Consider the following 23,205-nt stretch of genomic DNA (forward strand, 5'->3'; position numbering starts at 1 on the left):
TTAAACCGTCATGCGGGCCATCGCCGGGAGAACCCGATATCAATACGTCAGGTATTCCACGACCTCCAGTCCGAAACCGGAAATCGCGTTATAACGTGCCGGCGGGCCCATCAGGCGCATCCGACCCACACCGAGCTGGCGCAGGATCTGCGAGCCCACACCGACCAGGCTGTGCACATTGCGGATGGCATCGGCACCGGGCTCGGGCACGTTTTGCATGCCCAGTGCCACATCAATGCTCGCCAGCAGGTGTTGCTCGCTCTCGGCCTGGTTGAGCAGCACCAGCACCCCGTGTCCCTCGCTCTGGATGTGCTCCAGACAGCGCGCGATATTCCAGTTGCGGCTCTGCCCGGGCACATCCGTCCACAACAGATCGCGCAACGCCGCCGCCACGTGCACCCGGACCGGGGTCGGGGTGGCGGGTTCCACCACGCCATGGCTCAGCGCGAGATGCACCCGTCCGTCATCGGCATCGCGGAACTGATGCAGCTCGAATATTCCGTAGGCCGTCTGTACTTCGCCCCGCCGCACGCGGTGCACCGTGGTCTCGTTCAGCAGCCGGAACTGGATCAGATCCGCAATGGTGCCGATGCGCAGATCATGGCGCGCGGCAAAGTCACGCAGCCGTGCGCCAGTAGCCAGGTTGCCGTCCTCGTCGAGCACGTCGGCGAGCACCGCGGCGGGTGCGAACCCGGCGAGGCGCGCGATATCGCAGCCTCCCTCGGTATGACCGGCACGCTTCAACACCCCACCGGATTCCGCACGCAGCGGAAACACGTGTCCGGGTTGCACGATGTCACGGGCATGCGTGCCGCGAGCGACCGCGGTGCGCACCGTGTGGGCGCGATCAGCTGCCGAAATACCGGTGCTGATGCCCTCGGCCGCTTCGATCGATACCGTGAAGCGGCTGCCATGGCGGCTCACGGATTCACCGACCATCAACGGCAGACGCAATTGCTCGCAACGCTCCGGGGTCAGGCTGAGACAGATCAGGCCGCGCGCCTGGCGGGCCATGAAATTGATTTTCTCGGCGCTGATGTCTTCGGCCGCCGCCAGAAGCGCGCCCCCGAACTGTTCGTCATCGTCATCGACCAGCACCACCATGGCGCCATGGCGGAAGCTGTCGATCAGTTGCTGCGCGGTATCGAAGGTCATGACGAGGGAAATCCATGTTGCGCAAGAAATTCGCGGCTGAGTACGGTGCCCTGCGACTGCGCGGCCCGCTCGCCAAGCAGCAGCCGCTCGAGGTAACGGGCGATGATATCGACTTCGAGATTGACCCGAGCGCCGACCCGGTACTCGCCGAACAGCGTCTCTGCCTGAGTCACCGGAATGATGTTCAGATCGAACAGTGCGCCGTCGACATCGTTTACCGTGAGGCTCACGCCGTCGACCGTGATCGATCCCTTGTGGGCGATGTAACGGGCAAGCGTCACCGGCGCACGCAAGCGATAGCGGGTGGAGCGCGCATCGGCTTGCATCGACACCACCTCGCCGACCCCATCGACGTGACCGCTGACGATATGCCCGCCGAGACGATCACCGACCGCCATGGCCTTTTCGAGATTTACCCGCGAGCCGCTTCCCAGCGCGCCCAGCGTGGTGAGCGACAGTGTCTCCAGCGATACATCGGCACTGAACCAGTCGCTGCCATACTCGACCACGGTCAGGCAGACGCCACTGGTGGCGATGCTGTCGCCGGCGCGTACATCGCGCATATCGAGCTTGCCGGTGGCGAGATGCAAACGCACATCGCCACCCCGCGGCTCGAGGCGCCGTACCGCGCCGGTTGCTTCAATGATGCCTGTAAACATGGTGTTCCGTAGCCTCCTGGCCCGGTATTGCCGTGATCCGCCAGTCGGCACCGACCGCGCGAATATCACGAATCTCGAGCGCACGCGCCTGCGCCATCGTCGCGATCGGCAATTGCAACAGGGGTCGAGCGGCATTGCCCATCAACAGCGGTGCCATGTAGATCACCAGTTCATCGACCAGCCCCGCATCGAGCACCGCTCCCGCAAGCGTGGCGCCCGCCTCGATCAGGATTTCATTACACTGCGCGCTCGCCAGATGCGCCAGCAGCGCCGCCAGATCCACCCGTCCGTTCGCACCCGGCAGATACACCACCGTAACACCGACCGCAGCGAGCGCCTGCTCGCGCGCCTGATCGCGGGTCGCGGTCGCGACAATCACCTCTCCCGTGGTACCAAGCAGGCGCGCGGTGGCGGGCAGACGCAGCTTCGAATCGACGATCACCCGCACCGGTTGGCGCCCAACCGGCAATCCATCGAGCGGATCCATGCGCACATCGAGGCGCGGATCATCCTGCAGCACCGTGTCGATGCCACTGAGCACTGCACAGCTGCGTGCCCTGAGGCGCTGCACATCCTGCCGTGCCGCTTCCCCGGTGATCCACTTGCTGTCACCACAGCCCATCGCGGTGCGCCCATCGAGGCTCATTGCCAGCTTGCAGCGCACCCACGGCATGCCCGTTTGCATGCGCTTGAAAAAGCCCGGGTTCAGCGCGCGTGCCTGATGTTCGAGCAGACCCTGCTCCACCCTTATCCCGGCCGCGCGCAAACGACGCATGCCCTCACCCGCAACCAGCGGGTTGGGATCTTCGCTCGCCACCACCACCCTGGCAACCGCGGCCTCGACCAGCGCATCCGCGCACGGCGGCGTGCGCCCGTGATGACTGCAGGGCTCCAGCGTGACATACACCGTGCTTGCGGCGATTCCGTTTCCGGCACCAGCCAGCGCATCGATCTCGGCATGCGCACCGCCGGCGCGACGGTGATAACCGCTGGCGATGATCGCGCCATCACGCGCGATCACGCAACCTACCCGCGGGTTGGGGGCGGTCGAGTAAAGGCCCAATGCCGCGAGGCGGATTGCCTCGGCCATCATCCTCTGGTCTTCGCTGCTCCCGCGCATGGGTCAGCCTTGCGGCGCAACGAGCTCTTCTTCCGCGAGACGCTCGATCTCGGCACGGAATTCATTCAGATCCTGGAAGCTGCGGTAGACGGACGCAAAGCGCACGAACGCCACATGATCGACTGCCTTGAGTTGCCTCATCACCTCCTCCCCCACCACCCGGGAAGGCACTTCGCGCTCGCCGGACGCCTGCAGCGCATGCTTGATCTGGCTCAGCATCGCCTCGATGCGCTCCATGCTGACCGGGCGTTTCTCGAGAGCACGCAGGATGCCCTGGCGCATCTTCGTTTCGTTGAAGGGCTCGCGCACGCCACTTTGCTTGATCACTCGCGGCAGCAACAATTCGGCGCTTTCGTAGGTGGTGAACCGCTCCGCACAACCGAGACACTCGCGCCGACGGCGCACCTGATCGCCATCGGCGACCAGTCGCGAATCAATGACTTTGGTGTCTGCGGCAGAACAGAACGGACAATGCATGGCAAGCGGCCTGATGATCGATGGCTGACAGTATACTGATCCGGAGCGGAGGATGGGCCGCGCCGCGGTCGCTGCGCCGGTTGCGGGTGCCGCACCCAAGCGCAGCAATCAGACGATCCCCGGAACAAAAAAAACCGCCGGGTACCGACGGTTCTGGAGCGTGCGTGCGGGCTCTGTGTTCCCGGCCGCAATGGCCGGAAACACACCACGTCATCAAAACTATTGCTTGTCTTTCTGCCGCGCGCTGTCGAGTTCGCGCGTCAGGAAGGGGTTGCGGTCGATCAATTCATCCGCCAAAAGCGCCTGGCTCTGCTCGTCGAGCACCTGGGTCACCTTGTTCGACAAGGCCGTCATTCCCGAGTTGATGAACAGCAACGGAATCGCGATGCCCAAACCCAGCACCGTCGCGATCATCGCCTGCCCGATACCATGCGCCATCAACTTCGGATCGCTCGATCCCGATGCCACGATGGCATGAAAGGTGATGATCATCCCGATCACGGTTCCGATCAGGCCAAGCAGCGGACCGGCGGCCACCGCGAGCCGCAGAAAGGCCTGAAAGCGCTGCAGCGCGGGCGTTTCGCGCAGCACCGCCTCGGAAAGCCGCAACTCCGCGATTTCGGGATTCTCCGGGCGCAGCCCATCTCCGCGGAATGCAATCAGTACGCGTCCGAGCGGATTGTTCGGATTGGGCTTGGACAGATCGCGCAGCTGTTTCGTTACCGCGAGCCTGGTCACGATCAGGTACACGTACTGGAACATTGCCAGCAACACGCCAAGCACGCCCACGGCAACGATCACATAGCCCACGACCTCGCCATGCTGGATCCGCTCGATGATATTCGGACGCTCTGCCGACATCACCAGCAACGGACCACGCGCCGGATCCACGACAGCCTTGTGGAACGTGCCTTCCGGTGCGCTCTGCAGGTCTTTTGCGATGTTGCGCAGGCGCGGGCCGAGTTGTCGCGGCAGTACGCTCAGACTCTTGTCCCCGGTGGTGTAGATCAGGAACTGGCCGGCTGCGCTTGCCGTGAAAGGACCGACCCGCACGATTTCCGTCGGCGCGACCGACTTGTCAAGCTGGACCACGTCGGTCGTGAAGCGCATGACCTTGCCGCTCTCGGTCATTTCGCGGTGCAGTTCGAACCACATCCGCTCCAGATCCTCGATCGACGGCAGCGCCTTGGCCCCAGCCAGGCGGCGCAGGAATTCATCACGCGACTCCTTTCCTTCCGCCACCGGGAATTGCTTGGTGATCAGCGACTGCTGCAGCACCGTTGCCGCGTCGCCGGCAATCTGTCGCGTCACGCCGAACAGTTCGCCAAGATTGCCCTCGTGCTGGCGCAGTAACGCCTTCAGATCGGTGATACGGATCTCGTTCTGCGACCATTCGCCATCGAGCGCCTTGCTGCGCGCCTCGGCTTTGTTGCGGCGCGCCAGCGCGTCACGTGCGAGTTGCTCCTGCTTCTGCAGTTCCGTGCGCTGCTCGGCTTCGCGCTGCTTCCAGATCTTTGCCTCGCGATCGCGCATTTGCGCGGATTTCTGGGCAAGTTCCGCCATCGATACGGCCGCCTGGCTCGGAGCCGCCGGCAGTGTCACCAGCAGCGCGGCAAGTCCGAGTACGATGTTGCGTATGCACTTCACGACCGTACCTCCTGCGGCGCAGGCACCGGCACCGCGATCAGGTCCGGTGCGACTTCCTTCCTGGCGATGCGCAGCGCATCGAGCACTGCGGATTCGTAACTCAGGTCGATGATCCATTTGTTCTCGTTCTTGTCCCAGTAGGCGGTTTCCATGCCATCCGCGGTGCGATACAACAGGGCAACCCTGCCCACGCGCACAAAGTCGGCATCGCGGCCATCTTCGAGCTTCGAGCTGTAGGTCTCGATGTTGCGTCCGTATTCGATCTCGATCTGGTAGGCTTCGAGCAGGCGACGGTAGCGCTCGGAGACGCTGGCTTCCTCGCTTTCCATCAGGGCACGCAACCGTTCCATGCGCTCGTGGCGGTCCGATACGGGATCGATGAACGGCAGGTCAGTGGCAAAGAACTTGACCAGTTCATCGTACATTTTCGCGACCAGCCCGTTGATATCGGCGCCCGTTACGTCGAGTCCGGCAAGCTGTGATTCGATGGCCGCGAGCCGCTGCTGCTGGGACTGGAGCTGGCCCTCGATCAACTTGTTGTAGTTTGCAAGACTCTCGGAATCCGCCACCAGCCGCGCATAACGCGTACCTGCGTCCTGCGCGACAGCGAGCGAGCAGGCACCGCCGAGCAGCACCGCAATCGCAAGACACGCGGCACCGCGCATCAATTTGAAATTCTGTCTGTCACGCATCATGGTGGGCATCCGTCTCTCTCATCAACCGGTCTGCACTTTGATCAGTTGCAGATATCCATCGGCCATCTTGCGATGTTTGTCGAAATTACGCGCGCGACCAAACGATTCCTTCGCACCCGCATAGTTCTTCTGGTTGAACTGCGCGATACCCATCAGCAGGTGCGCATTCCCCGTGTCTCTCAGCCCGCCCTTGCGCACGCCGCGCTGCAGCGCCTCCGCGGCCGCGCCCCACTCGCTGCGCTGGATCTGGACTTCGCCGAGACGCACGTACAGGTCACCGTTGCCGGCCATTTCGGCGGCACGGCCGAGCGGACCAATGGCTTTCGCGAAATCGCGCGCGGCGATCCAGCAATTGGCCTGCTTTTCGTAGAGCTTGAAATCGACCTTCACCAATTTTTTGCTGACGGCCTCGTCGATGGTAAGGCCGCAACGATACGGTGCGTCGTTGAACAATTGCAGGTCAGCCAGGCGGCGGATGTCCGAATCGTCGGTGATGATGCCGCCGTTGTACGCGACCTGCAGCACGCCGAGCGAATTGCGGTAGTCCTCGAGCTGCCCGTAAACCGATGACAGCTGCTGCCAATACGTCTTTTTGTCCGGCGCAATGCCGATCAGCTGCTTGAGATAGGGAATCGCCTCGCGGAACTGGTCCTGCTGAAGATGAAGGGCCAGAACCAGCTGGATCCAGCTTTCCTGCGGCTTGTCGGCCAATTCGACCGCTTTCTTGGCCGGCGTGATCGCACGCTTGTAATCGCTTTGCTGGTAGTACGCGACCGCCAGCAGGTAATAAGCGGCGGAGTTCGGGTTCTGCGCGGTACGGAACCAGTCCTCGAGCGAGGCCGCACCCTCTTTCCATTTTTCCTGCGCAAGAAACATCTGCGCGATCTGGTACCGCGTGTCCGAAATTTCCTTTTCGTTCAGGCCACCGGCGGCTATGGCTGCCTGCAGGTGGTTGCGCGCGGAGTCGTAGTTATCCTGTGCCGAGGCAATGGTAGCCAGGATCTGCTCGGTTCGACTGCGTTCATAGGGGCTCAGCTTGTCGAGCGAGAGCTTGGAAATTGCCTGCTTCGCAAGCGGATAATTCTCGGCGTTCAGCGCCTCGATGGCCTCGGTAAGGATTTTGCCGGTAGCCGCATCGATCGAACCGGAATTTGGCGGCGGCTTGTCGTCCTTGTCCGCTGCCTGCACAGGGGAGCCGCCAAGTACCGCGGCGAGCAGGAATGCGGGAATGATGCGGAGCAGGAGCCGGGTATTGCACATGCTCTTAATTCTCCAAATCAAAGCGGATGATGGTCTGCACGCCGACGCGCTCGACCGCCACACCGTCTACGACTCTGGGATTGTAGCGCCAGCGCATGATCGCCTTCAGCGCGGCCTCGTCAAAAATGCGCTTGGGTTGCGAATCGACCACGATGGCGTCCTTGACTGCGCCGGTTCCGGTGATGGTGAACTGCACCTGCACCCAACCCGTGATGCCGCGGCTGATGGCGCGCTGTGGATAGTCGGGAGGAATGCGGACCAGCGGAATCGTGTCGCGGTCGGAGCCCGCGCTCATCGACAGCTTGGACATCGCACCGCGCGCATCGAGATTCGGGTTGAGTTGCGCCACGTTGCTGTCGACACTCCCGGTCTGGAATGCCATTTTCGGCACCTCCGGCGCGGGCGGAGGACGCTCGCGCTCGACCTTCTCCTCGCGCTTGCTGGCCACGTCAGTGTCCTTGCGCATGCGCGTGAATTCTATGCGGGTCGCCTCACGCATGCCTGCAGCATCGATCGGCGCGCTGATGAGCACCCACAGCACCCAGAACATGCCGAGCGAGAGCAGGCTGCCCAGGATAAGCGCGAATGGAATCCTTATGATCAACAAAACAGCGTTCTCCCAGAGCCCCGATTCAACCGTCGCTGCCCGTATCTGCAGCGATGGCTATCTCCTTGATACCGCCCAGGCGTACTTCATCCATCACCTTGGCGACCATACCCGCGCGTGACGCCTTGTCAGCCATGATCACGACGCTGTCGTCCGGTCTTTCGATATGCAATCGCTCGATCATCGCGCGCAGCTGGCGCATGTCCACCGACTGCCTGTCCATCCAGATATCGCCGTTCTCGCGGATGGCGATCAACAGGTTGCCCGATTCGCGCGATTCCGCGGTAACCGCTTCCGGCTGGAATACCGTCACGCCCGGTTCCTTGATGAACGAGGTCGTGATAATGAAAAAAATCAACAGGTTGATCGTGAAATCGAGCATCGGCGCCAGATCGATGCCGTGGTCCTCGCTCTCCGCCGAATGTCGTTTCGCCTGCATGGTGCCGCCCTGTCCGATTCCCGGATCTATTTGCTGGTCGTGAAGGTGATGTTGTAGATGCCACCGAGGTGAACCTGGTCCACCACCGACACCACGACCCCGGTGGGCGCCATCTCGTTGGCCAGTATCAGCACGCCGCTGTCCGCATTCACCGCGCTCATGCGTTCTACGTTGGCGCGAATGGCTCGAACATCGACGGCACGGTTGTCGACCCAGACCTCACCGTTGTCGAGCACCTGGATCTGGATGCTTTTCGAATCGTCTTCATTCGGTTGCTCGAAGCCGGTCGGCCGGCTCACTTCCACCGCGGTCGCTTTCACGAACACCGCGGTGATAATGAAGAAAATCAGCAGATTGATGACAAAATCGAGCATGGGCGCGAGGTCGATCCCATGGGACGATTCGTGTTCGGCATTTACGCGGCGTTTTAGGCGCATGATTACAATGGCAACCTGTCTGCTAGAAGTTCAGTTTCATGACTGGCGCGGGTGCGAAAATAATGCACTGGGTAAAGGCCGGTGATGCTCACCGCCAGCCCCGTCATCGTGCAGATCATCGCCTGCGAAACGCCACTCGCCATGCTGCGCGCATCCGCGTTTCCGCGCAGCGCCATCGAATCGAACACGCCAAGCATGCCGGTAACGGTACCGATCAGTCCGAGCAGGGGTGACATCGGCACCAGCACCTGCAATACCGGGAAGCCCACCGTCATCGACGCATTGAGCCGCGAGATCATCGTCTGGCGGATCTGGCGGGCACACCAGGAACTGTGATCGGTACGCGCATTCCACTGCGCCTGCATTTCCATGGCCTGCTGCGGCAGGATGCGGCGGAAATACCAGTAACGCTCGATCACCATCGCCCACATCAGCACGCCGGACGCGAAAATCCACGCGACGTACGGACCACCATCTCCCACCAGATGGATGACGCCGCGCAACAACGGGATGTTTTCAACCACGACGCTGCCTCTCGATGCTCTCGGCCAGCATGCCGGCCGCCTGCTCCTCGATGACCTGGGTCACTCCCTTGGACAGGGAAGTGAGCAGGGCATTGGCGAACAACAGCGGTATCGCAATGCCAAGACCCAGAACCGTCGCGATCATCGCCGCGCCGATACCCTCGGCCATCAGCTTCGGATCGCTCGAACCGGACTCCGTGATGGCCTGGAAGGTCATGATCATGCCCATTACCGTACCGATCAGGCCGAGCAGCGGGCCGGCGGCAACCGAAAGCCGCAACAGCGCCTGATAACGCTCGAGCTTCGGCACCTCGCGGAAAACCGCCTCGGAGATTCGCAACTCGGCAACGTCGGCGTCCTGTTCGATATTGTTCGGATCGCCCTTGAACGCAAGCAGCACGCGACCAAGCGGATTGTTCGCGGTCGGTTTGTCAAGATGCTTCAACTGTGCCGATACGCCGACGCGAACCACGACCAGGTAAACAAGCTGGACCAGGAAGCACAGGAAGGCCACGAACCCCACCAGCAGGATCACGTAGTTGATGTCCTCGCCGTTCTCGATGCGCTGCCCCCAGGTCGGGCGCTCCACATAGAGCGCCATCAGCACGCCACGGGAAGAATCGACGATCGCCTGCACATAACCATCGCTCGCCGACGAAATCGCGGATGCGTACTGCCGTATATCCGACGGTGGCTGGCGCGGGTAGACGTTGAGCGACTGCAGCGACGGCAGATATTGGAGGAACCTGTCGCCCGTGGTAACCGAGAACGGACCGATCCGGATCACCTCGGCATCAACCGACTGTCCACCCGGCTCCACGATTTTTGTCTGGTACTTCGCGACCTGCCCGCCCGCGACCATCTCGCGCTGCAATTCGAACCACATCCGTTCGAGGTCGGAAGTAGTGGGAATTTCCGCGGAGGTGGCAAAAGCGCGCAGCCAGTCGTCGCGGTCGAGCTGACCCTCGACCGCGGGGAACTGCGTGGAGATCAGCGATTGCTCGAGCACGGTGGCGGTATCGCCCGCGACCTGTCGTGCCAGGCCGAAAACCTCGGAGAGGCCAAGGGCGGAAGCCTTCTCGCGCAGTTGCTTGTCGAGTTCGTTGATCTTCAGCTCGTTGGCGGAAAACTTCGCGGACAGGGCGTCCGATGCCGCTGCCAGCGTCTCGCGCCGGGCCTGCGCTTCATTCAGCATGCTTTGCTGTTCCGCGGGTGCGGCTGCATTGAACTTGGCGGCACGGTCCTGGAACACCTGCTGCTCGGAGGCGCGTACCGTCGCCACTTCCTGCATCAGGGAATCCAGGGTGTCCTGGGCGATGGCGGACGCTCCCGCCTGCAGCAGGACCAGCGCCGCGACATGGGTGAAAACCTTGCTCAACTTGCTCACGACCGTATCTCCTGGGGGGCGGGAACAGGAACGGTCAGCAGTTCGGGCGGCCCGTCCTTCCTGGCTACGCGGCGCGCCTCGGCGACAGCGTCGGCGTAACTGTTGTCAACCACCCAGGACTTGTTCTTCGCATCCCAGTAGGCCGTTTCCTCGCCATCGAGCGACTGGTACATCAGCGCGACGCGACCCAGGCGCACGAACGAGACGGTACGCGTATCGGCTCCAGTGCCGATCAGGCCTTCGTAGGTATCGAGCGTGCGACCGTACTCGAGCTCGATCTGGTAGGCCTCGATGATACGGCGGTATTTCTCCGAGATCGTCACGTCGGCGCGCGGCATGATTTCCTGCAGCGTCTTCACGCGCTGCGTGCGCTCCGCCAGCAGGAACGGCACATCCAGCCCCACGAAGCGCTCGAGCGTGTTGACCATCCGCTGCATCAGCGGCTGGACTTCACGGTTGGTCGTCTCGATCTGCAGCAGCTGAGCCTCGATCGAGGTCATCTCCTCGCGTTGCGCGCTGACCTGCTTGTCGAGCTGCTTGTTGTATTTCTCGAGACTCTCGGAGTCTGCGAGCGCGGTCGCATAGCGGCTCGCAGCATCCTGCGTGCGGTCCCGGATCTCGTTGATCCGTTTCTGCGATTCAGCCGCTGCCTTGTCGGCCTGGCCCTGCACGGCCAGCGCCTTGTCGAGCGTCTGGGCATTTGCGGGGACAGCGAGGGCAGTCACTGCGCCGGCAAACATCAAAAGAGCCAGGGCCCTCGTGATCCTGTGGTTGGAAGGGGTCATGACGGGTAGCGCCTCCTGATCAAAGAGTCCGACTCTGCGGGAACCATGGAAAACAACGGGTTTAACGACATTCCGGGGCCTTCATTAATTTTCTTCTGAGGCGCGGGTCAGCCGCTCGCGCCTACGACAGCGGGACCTACTGTAATTGAGCGATTTGCGGCTGGCAAGCAATTAATTAATTAAATGACATGTATCAAAAACCATACATGACGGCACGACCGAAGGCCGAATAAAAATTGCTTTTCGCGAAATCTTCTGGTGCCCTATACTGGCGCGCTATCGGCAAGCCACGGAGGTCCGGCGCGCGGTTCCACGCCACTCGCCCGGAATTGCAGGCAGTATTTATGAGCCAGAATCTCGATTCGCTCGCACATAACTGGGCCGTTGCAATTTTCGTGCTCGCAATTCTTTTTGTGTGTGGCGCCATGCTGGGCATTTCAGCCCTGCTCGGCGGGCGTACCCGCGGACGCGCCAAGATCGAGCCGTTCGAGTCAGGCATCGTATCCGTCGGGAGCGCGCATCTGCGTCTTTCGGCGAAGTTCTACCTGGTTGCGATGTTCTTCGTGATTTTCGACGTCGAGGCGCTTTACCTCTACGCCTGGGCCGTGTCGCTGCGCGAGAACAGCTGGCCCGGCCTGATCGAGGCGGCAACCTTCATTTTCATTTTGCTGGCGGGACTGGTCTACCTGTGGCGGATCGGCGCATTGCGCTGGGCGCCGGTTACACGGCGCCGGCCGCCGGAGCGCTGAGGTCACGATGCAATACACCTTGACACCGATCGCCACCGACGCACCGCTCCCGAGCACGGCAGAGCAAGCGGGTGACCCGCTCGCCCAGCAGGTGCACCGCAGCGTCTTCATGGGCAAGCTGGAAGACACGCTGCAGAAGGCGGTGAGTTGGGGCCGCAAGAACTCGCTCTGGCCCTACAACTTTGGGCTGTCCTGCTGCTACGTCGAGATGGCGACCGCATTCACCGCTCCGCATGACGTGGCGCGTTTCGGCGCCGAGGTGATACGCGCCTCGCCGCGCCAGGCTGACTTCATGGTGATTGCCGGCACCTGCTTCATCAAGATGGCACCGGTCATCCAGCGCCTCTACGAGCAGATGCTGGAACCGCGGTGGGTGATTTCGATGGGCTCCTGCGCCAATTCCGGTGGCATGTACGATATCTACTCGGTAGTACAGGGCGTCGACAAGTTTCTTCCGGTCGATGTTTACATACCGGGCTGTCCGCCACGCCCCGAGGCATTCCTGCAGGGTCTGATGCTGTTGCAGGACTCGATCGCGAACGAACGCCGACCGCTGTCCTGGATGGTTGGCGACCAGGGCGTCCACAAGCTGGAAGTGCCCTCGCAAAAGGAATTGCGTCGCGACAAGCGGATGGCAACCACCACCCTTCGAACACCGGACAGGATCTGAGCCGAGGAATCGACGTGCCATCATCGATCAGGCAAGCACGCGCATGAAGCACCGGGAAGCCCTGGCCTCGCTGCCGGGAGCCGAACAGGAGGTCATGGCCGAACTCTACCGGCACTTTGGCGCCGAGGCCCTCTGTTACCAGTCGACCACCGACGGGCTGGCCACCGCCTGGGTGGCGCGCGAGCAGTTGCCCGAGATACTGCGGTTCCTGCGCAGCCAGCCGCGACCCTTTTCGATGCTCTACGACCTGCATGCCACGGACGAACGTCTGCGCGTGCATCGCGACGGGCTGCCGGAGGCGGATTACAGCGTGTTCTACCATCTGCTGTCGCTGGAGCGAAACCGCGATGTGCGGATCAAGGTGGCATTGTCCGCAACCGATCTCGTGTTACCAAGCGTGGCGGGTATCTGGCCCAATGCGAACTGGTACGAACGCGAGGTATGGGATCTTTTCGGAATCGAATTCAGCGGTCACCCGAACCTGCAGCGCATCATGATGCCTCGCACCTGGCAGGGACACCCGTTACGCAAGGACTACCCGGCGCGCGCCACGGAATTCGACCCGTATGCGCTGGATGCCGCAAAGCAGGACATGGAGCAGGAGTCGCTGCGCTTCGTACCCGAGGAGTGGGGCATGAGCCGGCACTCGGCGCACGCCGATTACATGTTCCTCAACCTCGGTCCCAACCACCCGTCGGCACACGGCGCATTTCGCATCGTGCTGCAACTGAACGGCGAGGAAATCGTCGACTGCGTGCCGGATATCGGCTATCACCACCGCGGTGCCGAGAAAATGGCCGAGCGCCAGTCCTGGCACAGCTATATCCCCTATACCGACCGTATCGACTATCTCGGCGGGGTGATGAACAACCTCCCTTATGTACTCGCGGTCGAGAAACTCGCCGGCATCGAGGTTCCGGACCGGGTGAAGACCATCCGGGTGATGCTTGCCGAAATGTTCCGCATCACCAGCCACTTGCTGTTCCTCGGCACTTACATCCAGGACGTGGGCGGCATGTCGCCGATCTTCTTCATCTTCACCGACCGCATGAAAGCCTACGACGTGATCGAGGCAATCACCGGCGGGCGCATGCATCCGGCGTGGTATCGCATCGGCGGCGTGACGAACGACCTGCCCGCCGGCTGGGATCGCCTGGTGCGCGAATTCTGCGACTGGATGCCGGGACGCCTCGACGAGTACGACAAGGCCGCAATGCGCAACGGCATCCTGCGCTCGCGCACCATCGGCGTGGCGGCCTACAACAGCACCCAGGCCATCGAATGGGGCACTACCGGCAGCGGCCTTCGGGCAACCGGCGTCGACTTCGATCTGCGCAAGGCGCGGCCCTACTCCGGTTACGAGAACTTCGAATTCGAGGTGCCGCTGACGCAAAACGGCGATGCCTACGACCGCGCCACGATCCGCGTCGAGGAAATGCGCCAGAGCCTGCGCATCATTCGCCAGTGCCTCGAGAACATGCCGGCCGGCGCCTACAAGGCTGATCACCCGCTGACCACTCCGCCGCCGAAGGAACGTACGCTCGTACACATCGAAACGCTGATCAACCATTTTCTCGGGGTGTCCTGGGGCCCGGTGATTCCGGCCGGCGAGTGCTGCCAGATGATCGAGGCCACCAAGGGAATCAACAGCTACTACCTGAACTCGGATGGCGGCACCATGAGTTACCGAACGCGGATTCGCACCCCAAGCTTCGCGCACCTGCAGCAGATCCCCTCGGTAATCCGGGGCAGCTTGATCGCGGACCTGATAGCCTATCTCGCCAGCATTGATTTCGTGATGGCCGATGTCGACAGATAGCACACCTTCACCCCCGCGGGCGGGCAGCCTGATTGCGAGCAGCAACGGCGGCTTCACGCTGTCGGCTGGCGAACTCGCAGCCATCCATCACGAGATGGGGCATTACGAGGACCCACGCGCGGCCTCCATCGAGGCGCTGAAAATCGTGCAGGCCGCCCACGGCTGGGTCGCCGACGGTGCGATCGAGGCGCTTGCCACCGTACTCGGCATTTCCGCAGCCGATATCGAGGGCGTGGCAACGTTCTACAACATGATCTTCCGTCAGCCGGTCGGGCGTCACGTGATCAAGGTATGCGACAGCATCGCCTGTTTCCTGACCGGCCAGGAAGCGCTGAAGCAGGCCATCGTCGCGCACACCGGCATCGGTTATGGTGCAACCACGACGGACGAACGCTTCACCCTGCTGCCGGTATGCTGCCTCGGCAATTGCGACAAGGGGCCGACGCTGATGATCGATGACGACACCCACGGACCGGTTGCACCCGAACAGGTGCCGGCGTTGCTGGAGCGTTACCGATGAGCGCGGATTACCGGCCGCAGCGCGAAACGCACCCGCTTACCTGGCGGCTGCAGCACGGCGCGCCGGTGCTCGATATCGCCGCCTACGAGGCGCTCGACGGTTATGCCGCCGTACGCAAGGCGCTGGGCAGCATGCAGCCGGGCGATGTGACACAACTGATGAAGGATTCGGGTTTGCGTGGGCGCGGTGGCGCCGGCTTTCCGACCGGCATCAAGTGGAGCCTGGTGCCGATGGGGCCCGATGCGGGTGTGAAATACCTGCTGTGCAATGCCGACGAGATGGAACCCGGAACTTTCAAGGACCGCATGCTGCTCGAGCAGTTGCCGCATCTGCTGATCGAATCGATGATCGTGGCAGCCTACGCGATCCAGGCAAGCCGCGGATACATCTTTCTGCGCGGCGAATATATAGAAGCTGCCGAGCGCCTGACCCGCGCCCTGGCGGCAGCGCGCGAACGCGGCTACCTGGGCGCGAACATTCGCGGATCGGGCTGGGACTTCGATCTGTTCCTGCACACTGGTGCGGGACGCTACATCTGCGGCGAGGAGACGGCCCTGATCAATGCGCTGGAGGGCCGCCGTGCCAACCCGCGCGCCAAGCCCCCGTTTCCGCAGATCGCCGGCGCCTGGGGCAGGCCGACCATCGTCAACAATGTCGAAACGCTGTGCAATATCCCCGATATCGTGCTTCATGGCGCCGACTGGTTCACCGGCCTCTCCAGCAACAGGAGCACCGATGGCGGCACCAAGCTGTTCGGGGTGTCCGGGCGCGCCTGCCGCACCGGGTTGTGGGAACTGCCGATGGGGACCACGGCGCGGGAAATTCTCGAGGAACACGCCGGGGGAATGCAGGACGGATTGCGCCTGAAAGCCTGGCTGCCCGGTGGCGCCTCGACCGATTTCCTGTTGCCCGAACACCTCGACCTCGCGATGGACTATGACACCATCGCCAAGGCACGCAGCCGCATGGGTACCGGCCTGATCACGGTGGTGGATCACAAGCAGGACATGGTTGCGGTGGTTCGCAATATCGAGGAATTTTTCGCGCGCGAATCCTGCGGCTGGTGCACCCCCTGTCGTGACGGACTGCCATGGGCCGAGAAACTGTTGCGCGCGATCGAACGGGGTGAGGGGGCGCCCGGCGACATCGAATTGCTCGAGGACCTCAGCCGCCTGCTGGGGCCGGGCAAGACCTACTGCGCACTGGCGCCGGGGGCCGCGGAACCCTTGCAGAGCGCGATCCGCTTTTTCCGCGGCGAGTTCGAGCGTGGCATCCGCCACCACGATCACCGCGTCGCCAGCGGGGGTCACGCCTGATGGCGATCATCCATATCGACGGCAAGCGCTACGAAGTCGACGGCGCCGACAACCTGCTGCATGCCTGCCTGTCGCTCGGTCTCGACGTGCCGTATTTCTGCTGGCATCCGGCACTGGGCTCGGTGGGCGCCTGCCGCCAGTGTGCCGTCAAGATGTACCGCGACGCCGACGACCAGCAGGGACGGCTGGTCATGTCGTGCATGACGCAGGCCTTTGACAACACCTATATCTCGATCGCGGACGCCGAGGCGAAGGAGTTTCGCAAGAGCGTGATCGAATGGCTGATGGTCAATCATCCGCACGATTGCCCGGTGTGCGAGGAAGGAGGTCATTGCCATCTGCAGGACATGACGGTGATGGCCGGGCAAAACACGCGCCGCTACCGCTTCACCAAACGTACCCACCAAAACCAGGAACTCGGGCCGTTCGTCAATCACGAGATGAACCGCTGCATAGCGTGCTATCGCTGCGTGCGTTATTACAACGATTATGCGGACGGTGGCGATCTCGGCGTGTTCGGCGCGCATGACAACGTCTATTTCGGACGGGTTGCGGACGGCCAGCTCGAGAGCGAGTTCTCGGGCAACCTCACCGAGGTGTGCCCGACCGGCGTGTTCACCGACAAGACCCACTCCGCGCGCTACAACCGCAAATGGGATATGCAGTTCGCGCCCAGTGTCTGCCAGCAATGCGCAGTGGGCTGCAACACCAGTCCGGGCGAACGCTACGGCGAACTGCGCCGCATCGAGAACCGCTACAACGGAGCAGTGAATCACTACTTCCTGTGCGATCGCGGCCGCTTCGGTTATGGCTACGTCAACCGCGCCGACCGTCCGCGCCAGATGCTGGCGCGTGCCGGCACCGAGTACGAGGCCGCCTCGGCACAGGGCGAGCTGAACCGCCTCGCGGATACCGTGCGCGACGCCGCGCGCCTGGTCGGAATCGGCTCTCCGCGTGCCAGCATCGAAGCCAATTTCGCGCTCCTGCAGCTGGTCGGCGCGGACAGCTTCAGCTGTGGCATGGACGAGGCCGAGACGTCCCTGCTCGCCCGTTCGCTGGAAATCCTGCGTAACGGCGCGGCCCGCACTCCGTCATTGCGCGAAATCGAGGATCACGACGCGATACTGGTGCTCGGGGAGGACGTCACGCAGACCGCACCGCGCATTGCGCTCGCATTGCGCCAGGCGGTGCGCGGTCGTGCCGCCGAACTCGCAGCCGACAAGAAAATATGCGCGTGGCAGGCCGAGGCGCTCGCCAATATTGCCCAGCACGAACGGCACCCGCTCTACATCGCGAGCGTCGACCATACGCGCCTTGACGATGCCGCCAGCGTTTGTTGGCGGGGAACTCCGGAGCGCATCGCCACGCTGGGTTTTGCTATCGCGCACGCACTCGATGCCGCGGCGCCGTCCTGCGCCGACGCCGACGCCGACGCCGGTGTCGCGGAACTGGCGCAGCGCATCGCAACGGCCCTGGGCGCGGCACGCAAACCGCTGATCGTGACCGGAACCGGGTTGCGCTCGGCTGCGATCCTCGATGCCGCCGCCAATATCGCCCGGGCCCTGAAGGCCCGCGGCAGCGAACCGGCACTGTCACTGGCGTTGCCCGAGGCCAACAGCCTCGGAATCGCGATGCTCGGCGGGCACTCGGTCAGCACCGCGCTGCAATCGATCGACGAGTCGAGCGTGGTCGTGGTACTCGAGAACGATCTGTACCGTCGCGCGGAGCACGCGCTGGTCGATGCGGCGCTGGCGCGAGCGCGCTGCGTGCTGGTCATCGATCATCAACTCGGCGCCACCGCCGGACAGGCGCACGTGGTACTCCCGGCCGCGAGTTTCGCCGAAGGCGATGGCACCCTGGTGAGCAGCGAAGGCCGCGCGCAACGCTTCTTCCAGGTCTACGACCCCGCCTACTACAACCTCGCGACCCAGATCCGCGAGAGCTGGCGCTGGCTCGGCGCGCTTGCGGGAGCCACCCACCGCGCACCGCAGGCGTGGGACACGCTCGACCAGATCACGGCCGCCTGCGCGCAGGCCCATCCCGACCTGGCGGGCATCATCGAGGCCGCGCCGGGTGCCGGCGAGCGCGTGGAGGGCAAACGCATCGCGCGTCAGCCGAACCGCTATTCGGGGCGCACCGCGATGCGTGCCAATGTGTCGGTGCACGAGGTGCGGGCGCCGCAGGATGTCGACAGCGCGCTGGCGTTCTCGATGGAGGGTTATGGCGGACCCGAGGAGCCCGGCGCACTGATTCCGTTTGCCTGGACACCCGGCTGGAACTCGCCGCAGGCCTGGAACAAGTTCCAGGACGAGGTTGGCGGCCGGCTGAGCGCGGGCGATCCCGGCAAACGCCTGATCGAGGCCGACGGCACGCGTCCCTATGCGGCGGCACCGGCACCACACGGGCCGGGGCTGCAGGTCGCGCCGCTGTATCATATTTTCGGCAGCGAGGAATTGTCGGCGCGTGCCGTCGTGACGACTGCGAACATTCCTGCCGTCTACGTCGCGCTGAACCCGCGCGACGCCGAACGGCTGGAACTGAAGGACGGCGACACGGTTTCGGTTCGCGTCGGCGCGGTTCGCTACAACGCGCCGCTGGCGTTGCATCCGGATCTTGCCGAAGGCGCACTCGGGATCCCGTTCGGCTTGCCCGATGCTCCATTCGCGTTCGTCGCGGCCACCGGCAGCGTAGCCAGGGGGGGTGATTCGTGAGCCTGTTCACGCCGGCACTGCTGAGCATCGCATGGGCCGTCACCAAGGCCGTTATCATCCTGCTGGTTTCGGTGTTGTTTGCGGCCTACCTGAGTTTCATCGAGCGGCGAGTGCTGGCATTGTGGCAGGATCGCTACGGACCCAACCGCGTCGGGCCATTCGGTATCTGGCAACTGCCGGCCGACGTGGTGAAGATGCTGTTCAAGGAAGACTGGATTCCGCCTTTCGCCGACCGCCTCACGTTCCTGATCGCACCGGTGATCGCGATGAGTGCACTGCTGATCTCCTATTGCATCGTGCCCATCACTCCCACCTGGGGGGTCGCGGATTTCGATATCGGCATCCTGTTTTTCATGGCGATGGCGGGGCTCGCGGTATACGCGGTGCTGTTCGCGGGCTGGTCGAGCAACAGCAAGTACGCGTTGATCGGCGGCCTGCGCTCGGCGGCCCAGACCGTGAGCTACGAAGTCTTCATGGGGCTGGCGCTGATGGGTGTGGTGGCACAGGCCGGCTCGTTCAACATGCGCGCGATCGTCGAGGCACAACGCGATCTGTGGTTCATCGTGCCGCAGTTTTTCGGTTTCATCACCTTTGCCCTGGCCGGTGTCGCGGTGACGCACCGCAGCCCCTTCGACCTGCCCGAAGCCGAGCAGGAACTCGCCGCCGGCTATCACACCGAGTACGCGGGGATGAAATGGGCGCTGTTTTTCGTTGGTGAATACGTGGGCGTGGTGGTGGTCTCGGCATTGCTCACCACGCTGTTTCTCGGCGGCTGGCTGGGACCGGGACCGCAATGGCTGGCGGTATTCTGGTTCGTGATCAAGACCCTGTTCTTCGTGACCCTGTTCATCCTGTTGCGCGCGGCACTGCCACGCCCGCGCTACGACCACCTGATGGCGGCCGGGTGGATGGTGTGCCTGCCGGTCACGCTGCTCAATCTGCTGCTCACCGGCGTCGTGCTGCTGGCAAAGGGCTGAACCATGAATCTACCGGCGCGCATACTCATCGGGTTCGGGACCAATCTGCGCAGCATGTGGATGATCTTCATGCGCGCATTCCGCAAACGCGCAACGATCCAGTATCCCGAGCAGGCGGTGTATCTGCCACCCCGCTATCGCGGACGGATCGTCCTGACGCGCGACCCCGATGGCGATGAGCGCTGCGTCGCCTGCAATCTGTGTGCGGTAGCCTGTCCGGTCGGTTGCATCTCGCTGCAGAAGGCCGAAACCGATGACGGTCGCTGGTACCCCGAGTTCTTCAGGATCAATTTCTCGCGCTGCATCTTTTGCGGCATGTGCGAGGAGGCTTGCCCGACCACTGCAATCCAGTTGACTCCGGATTTCGAACTCGCCGAGTACAAGCGCCAGGACCTGGTCTATGAAAAGCACGATCTGCTGATTGCGGGTACCGGCAAGAATCCCGATTACAACTTCTATCGCCTGGCCGGGCTTTCGATCGCGGGCAAACCCAAGGGGGCGGCACAATGCGAGGCGCAGCCGATCGATGTGCGCACGCTGCTGCCGTAGGAGGTTTCCAAGGTGGAACTGACGTTTTATACCTGTGCGCTGGTGGCGATCGTCTCGACGCTGCTGGTGGTCGGCAATCGCAACCCGGTGCATGCGCTGCTGTACCTGATCGTGTCATTGCTCGCGGTATCCGGAATTTTCTTCGCACTCGGCGCCCCGTTCGCGGGCGCGCTCGAAATCATTGTCTATGCGGGCGCGATCCTGGTGCTGTTCGTGTTCGTGGTGATGATGCTGAATCTGGGGCCCGACACCGTCGAGCGCGAACGGCAGTGGCTGAAACCCTCGGCATGGATCGGCCCGATGCTGCTCGCCGCACTGGTGCTGGCCGCGCTGCTCGATGCAATGCTCGGCGCGGAAGGAGCAATAGGGTCTGGCACGGTGAGTCCCAAGGAGGTAGGCATCGCGCTGTTCGGTCCCTACCTGCTGGCAGTCGAGCTCGCCTCGTTGCTGCTGCTCGGCGCACTCGTGGTGGCCTATCATCTCGGACGGGACGACCAGCGATGAACGCCACCACAGGCATCGCTGCCCAGGGAAGAAAGCAATGATTGAAGCGGCCTCGATCCCGCTCGAACACGGCTTGATGCTGGCTGCAGTGCTGTTCTGCACCGGTCTCGCAGGCTTGATGGTGCGCCGCAATTTCCTGTTCATGCTGATGTCCCTGGAAATCATGACCAATGCGGTGGCGCTGGCTTTCGTGGTCGGCGGCAGCCGCTGGCTGAACGCCGACGGGCAGATCATGTTCATCCTGGTTCTGACCCTGGCCGCAGCCGAAGCCTCCATCGGGCTCGCGCTGCTGCTGCAACTCTATCGCCGCTACCAGACCCTGGATGTCGACGTCGTCAGCGAGATGCACGGATGAACCTGCTGTTCCTGACCTTTCTTGCGCCGCTGATCGGCTACACGATACTGGCGTTCGCGCGCGGCCGCTTGTCCGAGACGAAAGCAGCCGTTATCGGTGTCGGCTCGATCGGCATCAGCGCGCTCACCACGGCATTGCTGGCTGCGCGGTTTTCCGGCCCCTACACCCAGACACTGTGGACCTGGATGGAGATCGGCGACTTTGCTCCCCGGCTGGGACTGTACCTCGATGGTCTGTCGCTCACGATGCTCGGCGTGATCACCGGTGTCGGTTTCCTGATCCATCTGTTCGCCTCCTGGTACATGCGCGGCGAAGAGGGCTACACCCGCTTTTTCGCGTACATGAACCTGTTCGTTTCCAGCATGGTGATGCTGGTGCTGGGCGACAACCTGGTGTTTCTCTATCTCGGCTGGGAAGGCGTCGGGATGTGCTCCTATCTGCTGATCGGCTTTTATTACCGTACGGTCGCCAACGGCAACGCGGCAATCAAGGCTTTCATCGTCACGCGGGTCGGCGATGTGTTCATGGCCATCGGCATGTTCATCCTGCTGGCCGAACTCGGCACCCTGGACATACAGGAGCTGATGGTCCGCGCGCCACTGCACTTCCACAGCGGCGACACCCTGATCACTCTTGCCACCTTGCTGCTGCTTGGCGGCGCGGTGGGCAAATCGGCACAGCTGCCGCTGCAAACCTGGCTCGCGGATGCGATGGCCGGCCCCACGCCGGTCTCGGCGCTGATCCATGCCGCAACCATGGTGACTGCCGGCGTGTACCTGGTCGCGCGCACCCACGGACTGTTCCTGCTTGCGCCCGCGGTGCTCGCACTGGTCGGAAACATCGGCGCGGTGACGCTGCTGATCGCGGGTCTGTGCGCGCTGGTGCAGACCGATATCAAGCGCGTGCTCGCCTACTCGACGATGAGCCAGATCGGCTACATGTTCCTCGCGCTCGGCGCCGGCGCGTGGTCGGCGGCCATCTTTCACCTGATGACGCATGCGTTCTTCAAGGCGCTGCTGTTCCTGTCGGCCGGCGCGGTGATCGTCGCCTGCCATCACCAGCAGGACATATTCCGGATGGGCGGCCTGCGCAAGCGACTGCCGCTCGAATACGCCTGTTTCCTGGTGGGCGGCTCCGCGCTGTGCGCGCTGCCCTTCGTGACCGCAGGCTTCTTTTCCAAGGACGAAATACTCTGGTCGGCCTGGGCCGGAGGCAACCGCCACCTGTTTTTTGCCGGGCTGGCGGGCGCGCTGCTGACCTCGCTCTACACCTTCAGGCTGATTTTCACGGTGTTTCACGGCGCGGAGAAAACCGCGGCACACGCCGGCCATGGCATCGCGCATCATTTGCCCCTGCTGAGCCTGCTGGTGCTGTCCACCGGGATCGGCGCGCTGATTCATCCGCCGCTTGGCACGGTGCTGCCGCCCTCGCCCGGTGCCGCGGGCGGCGAAGCAAAGCATGCGGTCGAGCTCGCATCCGCCGTGGTCGGCATCGGCGGCATAGCGCTCGCGGCGTTGCTGTTCCTCGGCCGGCGCCGACTGGTGAACGCCATCGCGCAAAGCGCTGCCGGCCGCTTCATCGGCAACTGGTGGCTGCATGCCTTCGGTTTCGATGCGCTGTACCGATTGATTCTGGTGCGACCGTTCCTGTTCGCGGCGCGTCAGGGGCGACGTGATGTGCTCGACGGCACGATGACCCTGATACCGTCCGCGGTGCGCGCGCTGAACCGGATGGTGGTGCTGCCCCAAACCGGCAAGCTGCGCTGGTACGTCGCCTCCATGGCAATCGGCGCGGTGCTGGTACTCGGCGCCGTCGTGATCACCCTTTCATAAGGAAGCACAAG

At 63.1% G+C, this 23,205-nt stretch carries 24 protein-coding genes; 11 read left to right on the forward strand and 13 right to left on the reverse strand.

The genetic code is table 11. From position 1 onward, the window contains the following. Positions 1–39: 39 nt before the first annotated feature. From ribB to IPF49_08505, 13 genes are all read right to left on the reverse strand, one after another. Positions 40–1,155: a 3,4-dihydroxy-2-butanone-4-phosphate synthase gene (gene ribB, locus IPF49_08445; protein MBK6287639.1), complete on the reverse strand. Its 1,116-nt coding sequence runs from the start codon at positions 1,153–1,155 to the stop codon at positions 40–42. Continuing rightward, positions 1,152–1,814 (reverse strand): riboflavin synthase, encoded by a 663-nt coding sequence (locus IPF49_08450; protein ID MBK6287640.1) that lies wholly within the window; start codon positions 1,812–1,814, stop codon positions 1,152–1,154. Before IPF49_08450 ends, ribB begins: the two co-directional genes overlap by 4 nt. Beyond that, a complete protein-coding gene (gene ribD / locus IPF49_08455) occupies positions 1,795–2,934 on the reverse strand; it encodes a bifunctional diaminohydroxyphosphoribosylaminopyrimidine deaminase/5-amino-6-(5-phosphoribosylamino)uracil reductase RibD (GenBank protein MBK6287641.1) in 1,140 nt (379 codons plus the stop codon). Before ribD ends, IPF49_08450 begins: the two co-directional genes overlap by 20 nt. Before the next feature lie 3 nt (positions 2,935–2,937). Further along, on the reverse strand, positions 2,938–3,411 hold the full coding sequence (nrdR, locus tag IPF49_08460) for a transcriptional regulator NrdR (protein ID MBK6287642.1): 474 nt from the start codon (positions 3,409–3,411) through the stop codon (positions 2,938–2,940). Positions 3,412–3,630: 219 nt separating this feature from the next. Continuing rightward, a complete protein-coding gene (locus IPF49_08465) occupies positions 3,631–5,058 on the reverse strand; it encodes a MotA/TolQ/ExbB proton channel family protein (GenBank protein ID MBK6287643.1) in 1,428 nt (475 codons plus the stop codon). Continuing rightward, entirely contained in the window at positions 5,055–5,753 is a 699-nt protein-coding gene (locus tag IPF49_08470) for a DUF3450 domain-containing protein (protein MBK6287644.1), read from the reverse strand. Before IPF49_08470 ends, IPF49_08465 begins: the two co-directional genes overlap by 4 nt. A 21-nt stretch (positions 5,754–5,774) precedes the next feature. After that, on the reverse strand, positions 5,775–7,013 hold the full coding sequence (locus IPF49_08475; protein MBK6287645.1) for a tetratricopeptide repeat protein: 1,239 nt from the start codon (positions 7,011–7,013) through the stop codon (positions 5,775–5,777). Positions 7,014–7,017: 4 nt separating this feature from the next. Then, the gene (locus tag IPF49_08480) at positions 7,018–7,461 is read right to left on the reverse strand and encodes an energy transducer TonB (protein MBK6287646.1); all 444 of its coding nucleotides are present in this window, start codon (positions 7,459–7,461) and stop codon (positions 7,018–7,020) included. 184 nt (positions 7,462–7,645) lie between these two features. After that, positions 7,646–8,059, reverse strand: coding sequence for a biopolymer transporter ExbD (locus IPF49_08485; protein MBK6287647.1), 414 nt, complete (start codon positions 8,057–8,059; stop codon positions 7,646–7,648). A gap of 26 nt (positions 8,060–8,085) precedes the next feature. Then, positions 8,086–8,496, reverse strand: a complete 411-nt coding sequence (locus IPF49_08490) for a biopolymer transporter ExbD (protein MBK6287648.1) — start codon at positions 8,494–8,496, stop codon at positions 8,086–8,088. Between the two features lie 2 nt (positions 8,497–8,498). After that, positions 8,499–8,927 (reverse strand): MotA/TolQ/ExbB proton channel family protein, encoded by a 429-nt coding sequence (locus tag IPF49_08495; GenBank protein ID MBK6287649.1) that lies wholly within the window; start codon positions 8,925–8,927, stop codon positions 8,499–8,501. A gap of 85 nt (positions 8,928–9,012) precedes the next feature. Next, positions 9,013–10,407 (reverse strand): MotA/TolQ/ExbB proton channel family protein, encoded by a 1,395-nt coding sequence (locus IPF49_08500; GenBank protein MBK6287650.1) that lies wholly within the window; start codon positions 10,405–10,407, stop codon positions 9,013–9,015. After that, positions 10,404–11,147: a DUF3450 domain-containing protein gene (locus IPF49_08505; GenBank protein MBK6287651.1), complete on the reverse strand. Its 744-nt coding sequence runs from the start codon at positions 11,145–11,147 to the stop codon at positions 10,404–10,406. Before IPF49_08505 ends, IPF49_08500 begins: the two co-directional genes overlap by 4 nt. A gap of 389 nt (positions 11,148–11,536) precedes the next feature. Here IPF49_08505 and IPF49_08510 point away from each other — a divergent pair, with 389 nt between their 5' ends. Genes IPF49_08510 through nuoL form a run of 11 tightly spaced genes read left to right on the forward strand, consistent with a single transcriptional unit; the run spans position 11,537 to position 23,194 of the window. Next, entirely contained in the window at positions 11,537–11,941 is a 405-nt protein-coding gene (locus IPF49_08510) for an NADH-quinone oxidoreductase subunit A (protein ID MBK6287652.1), read from the forward strand. A 7-nt stretch (positions 11,942–11,948) separates the two neighbouring features. Beyond that, entirely contained in the window at positions 11,949–12,611 is a 663-nt protein-coding gene (locus IPF49_08515) for an NADH-quinone oxidoreductase subunit B (protein MBK6287653.1), read from the forward strand. Positions 12,612–12,654: 43 nt separating this feature from the next. Further along, positions 12,655–14,430: an NADH-quinone oxidoreductase subunit C/D gene (nuoC, locus tag IPF49_08520; protein ID MBK6287654.1), complete on the forward strand. Its 1,776-nt coding sequence runs from the start codon at positions 12,655–12,657 to the stop codon at positions 14,428–14,430. Continuing rightward, positions 14,417–14,950: an NADH-quinone oxidoreductase subunit NuoE gene (gene nuoE / locus IPF49_08525; GenBank protein ID MBK6287655.1), complete on the forward strand. Its 534-nt coding sequence runs from the start codon at positions 14,417–14,419 to the stop codon at positions 14,948–14,950. Before nuoC ends, nuoE begins: the two co-directional genes overlap by 14 nt. Beyond that, positions 14,947–16,266: an NADH-quinone oxidoreductase subunit NuoF gene (nuoF, locus tag IPF49_08530; protein ID MBK6287656.1), complete on the forward strand. Its 1,320-nt coding sequence runs from the start codon at positions 14,947–14,949 to the stop codon at positions 16,264–16,266. The genes nuoE and nuoF overlap by 4 nt, the downstream gene beginning before the upstream one ends. Next, on the forward strand, positions 16,266–18,977 hold the full coding sequence (nuoG, locus tag IPF49_08535) for an NADH-quinone oxidoreductase subunit NuoG (protein ID MBK6287657.1): 2,712 nt from the start codon (positions 16,266–16,268) through the stop codon (positions 18,975–18,977). Before nuoF ends, nuoG begins: the two co-directional genes overlap by 1 nt. After that, a complete protein-coding gene (nuoH, locus tag IPF49_08540) occupies positions 18,974–19,954 on the forward strand; it encodes an NADH-quinone oxidoreductase subunit NuoH (protein ID MBK6287658.1) in 981 nt (326 codons plus the stop codon). Before nuoG ends, nuoH begins: the two co-directional genes overlap by 4 nt. Positions 19,955–19,957: 3 nt before the next feature. Then, entirely contained in the window at positions 19,958–20,503 is a 546-nt protein-coding gene (gene nuoI / locus IPF49_08545) for an NADH-quinone oxidoreductase subunit NuoI (protein ID MBK6287659.1), read from the forward strand. A gap of 12 nt (positions 20,504–20,515) precedes the next feature. After that, positions 20,516–21,007, forward strand: a complete 492-nt coding sequence (nuoJ, locus tag IPF49_08550; GenBank protein ID MBK6287660.1) for an NADH-quinone oxidoreductase subunit J — start codon at positions 20,516–20,518, stop codon at positions 21,005–21,007. Positions 21,008–21,044: 37 nt separating this feature from the next. Beyond that, positions 21,045–21,362 carry an NADH-quinone oxidoreductase subunit NuoK gene (nuoK, locus tag IPF49_08555; protein ID MBK6287661.1) on the forward strand — a complete coding sequence of 106 codons (318 nt, stop codon included), beginning with the start codon at positions 21,045–21,047 and terminating at the stop codon, positions 21,360–21,362. Further along, positions 21,359–23,194 (forward strand): NADH-quinone oxidoreductase subunit L, encoded by a 1,836-nt coding sequence (gene nuoL, locus IPF49_08560; protein ID MBK6287662.1) that lies wholly within the window; start codon positions 21,359–21,361, stop codon positions 23,192–23,194. The genes nuoK and nuoL overlap by 4 nt, the downstream gene beginning before the upstream one ends. Positions 23,195–23,205: the final 11 nt, after the last annotated feature.

The sequence above is a fragment of the Gammaproteobacteria bacterium genome, from assembly GCA_016705365.1.
GTDB lineage: Bacteria > Pseudomonadota > Gammaproteobacteria > Pseudomonadales > UBA5518 > UBA5518.

What these genes read in the sequence shown, in the direction of transcription:
- ribB (MBK6287639.1), bottom strand. Translation starts at nt 1,155, where the DNA reads ATGACCTTCGATACCGCGCAGCAACTGATCGACAGCTTCCGCCATGGC.
- IPF49_08450 (MBK6287640.1), bottom strand. Translation starts at nt 1,814, where the DNA reads ATGTTTACAGGCATCATTGAAGCAACCGGCGCGGTACGGCGCCTCGAG.
- ribD (MBK6287641.1), bottom strand. Translation starts at nt 2,934, where the DNA reads ATGCGCGGGAGCAGCGAAGACCAGAGGATGATGGCCGAGGCAATCCGC.
- nrdR (MBK6287642.1), bottom strand. Translation starts at nt 3,411, where the DNA reads ATGCATTGTCCGTTCTGTTCTGCCGCAGACACCAAAGTCATTGATTCG.
- IPF49_08470 (MBK6287644.1), bottom strand. Translation starts at nt 5,753, where the DNA reads ATGATGCGTGACAGACAGAATTTCAAATTGATGCGCGGTGCCGCGTGT.
- IPF49_08475 (MBK6287645.1), bottom strand. Translation starts at nt 7,013, where the DNA reads ATGTGCAATACCCGGCTCCTGCTCCGCATCATTCCCGCATTCCTGCTC.
- IPF49_08485 (MBK6287647.1), bottom strand. Translation starts at nt 8,059, where the DNA reads ATGCAGGCGAAACGACATTCGGCGGAGAGCGAGGACCACGGCATCGAT.
- IPF49_08490 (MBK6287648.1), bottom strand. Translation starts at nt 8,496, where the DNA reads ATGCGCCTAAAACGCCGCGTAAATGCCGAACACGAATCGTCCCATGGG.
- IPF49_08495 (MBK6287649.1), bottom strand. Translation starts at nt 8,927, where the DNA reads ATGTGGGCGATGGTGATCGAGCGTTACTGGTATTTCCGCCGCATCCTG.
- IPF49_08505 (MBK6287651.1), bottom strand. Translation starts at nt 11,147, where the DNA reads ATGTTTGCCGGCGCAGTGACTGCCCTCGCTGTCCCCGCAAATGCCCAG.
- IPF49_08510 (MBK6287652.1), top strand. Translation starts at nt 11,537, where the DNA reads ATGAGCCAGAATCTCGATTCGCTCGCACATAACTGGGCCGTTGCAATT.
- IPF49_08515 (MBK6287653.1), top strand. Translation starts at nt 11,949, where the DNA reads ATGCAATACACCTTGACACCGATCGCCACCGACGCACCGCTCCCGAGC.
- nuoC (MBK6287654.1), top strand. Translation starts at nt 12,655, where the DNA reads ATGAAGCACCGGGAAGCCCTGGCCTCGCTGCCGGGAGCCGAACAGGAG.
- nuoE (MBK6287655.1), top strand. Translation starts at nt 14,417, where the DNA reads ATGTCGACAGATAGCACACCTTCACCCCCGCGGGCGGGCAGCCTGATT.
- nuoF (MBK6287656.1), top strand. Translation starts at nt 14,947, where the DNA reads ATGAGCGCGGATTACCGGCCGCAGCGCGAAACGCACCCGCTTACCTGG.
- nuoG (MBK6287657.1), top strand. Translation starts at nt 16,266, where the DNA reads ATGGCGATCATCCATATCGACGGCAAGCGCTACGAAGTCGACGGCGCC.
- nuoI (MBK6287659.1), top strand. Translation starts at nt 19,958, where the DNA reads ATGAATCTACCGGCGCGCATACTCATCGGGTTCGGGACCAATCTGCGC.
- nuoK (MBK6287661.1), top strand. Translation starts at nt 21,045, where the DNA reads ATGATTGAAGCGGCCTCGATCCCGCTCGAACACGGCTTGATGCTGGCT.
- nuoL (MBK6287662.1), top strand. Translation starts at nt 21,359, where the DNA reads ATGAACCTGCTGTTCCTGACCTTTCTTGCGCCGCTGATCGGCTACACG.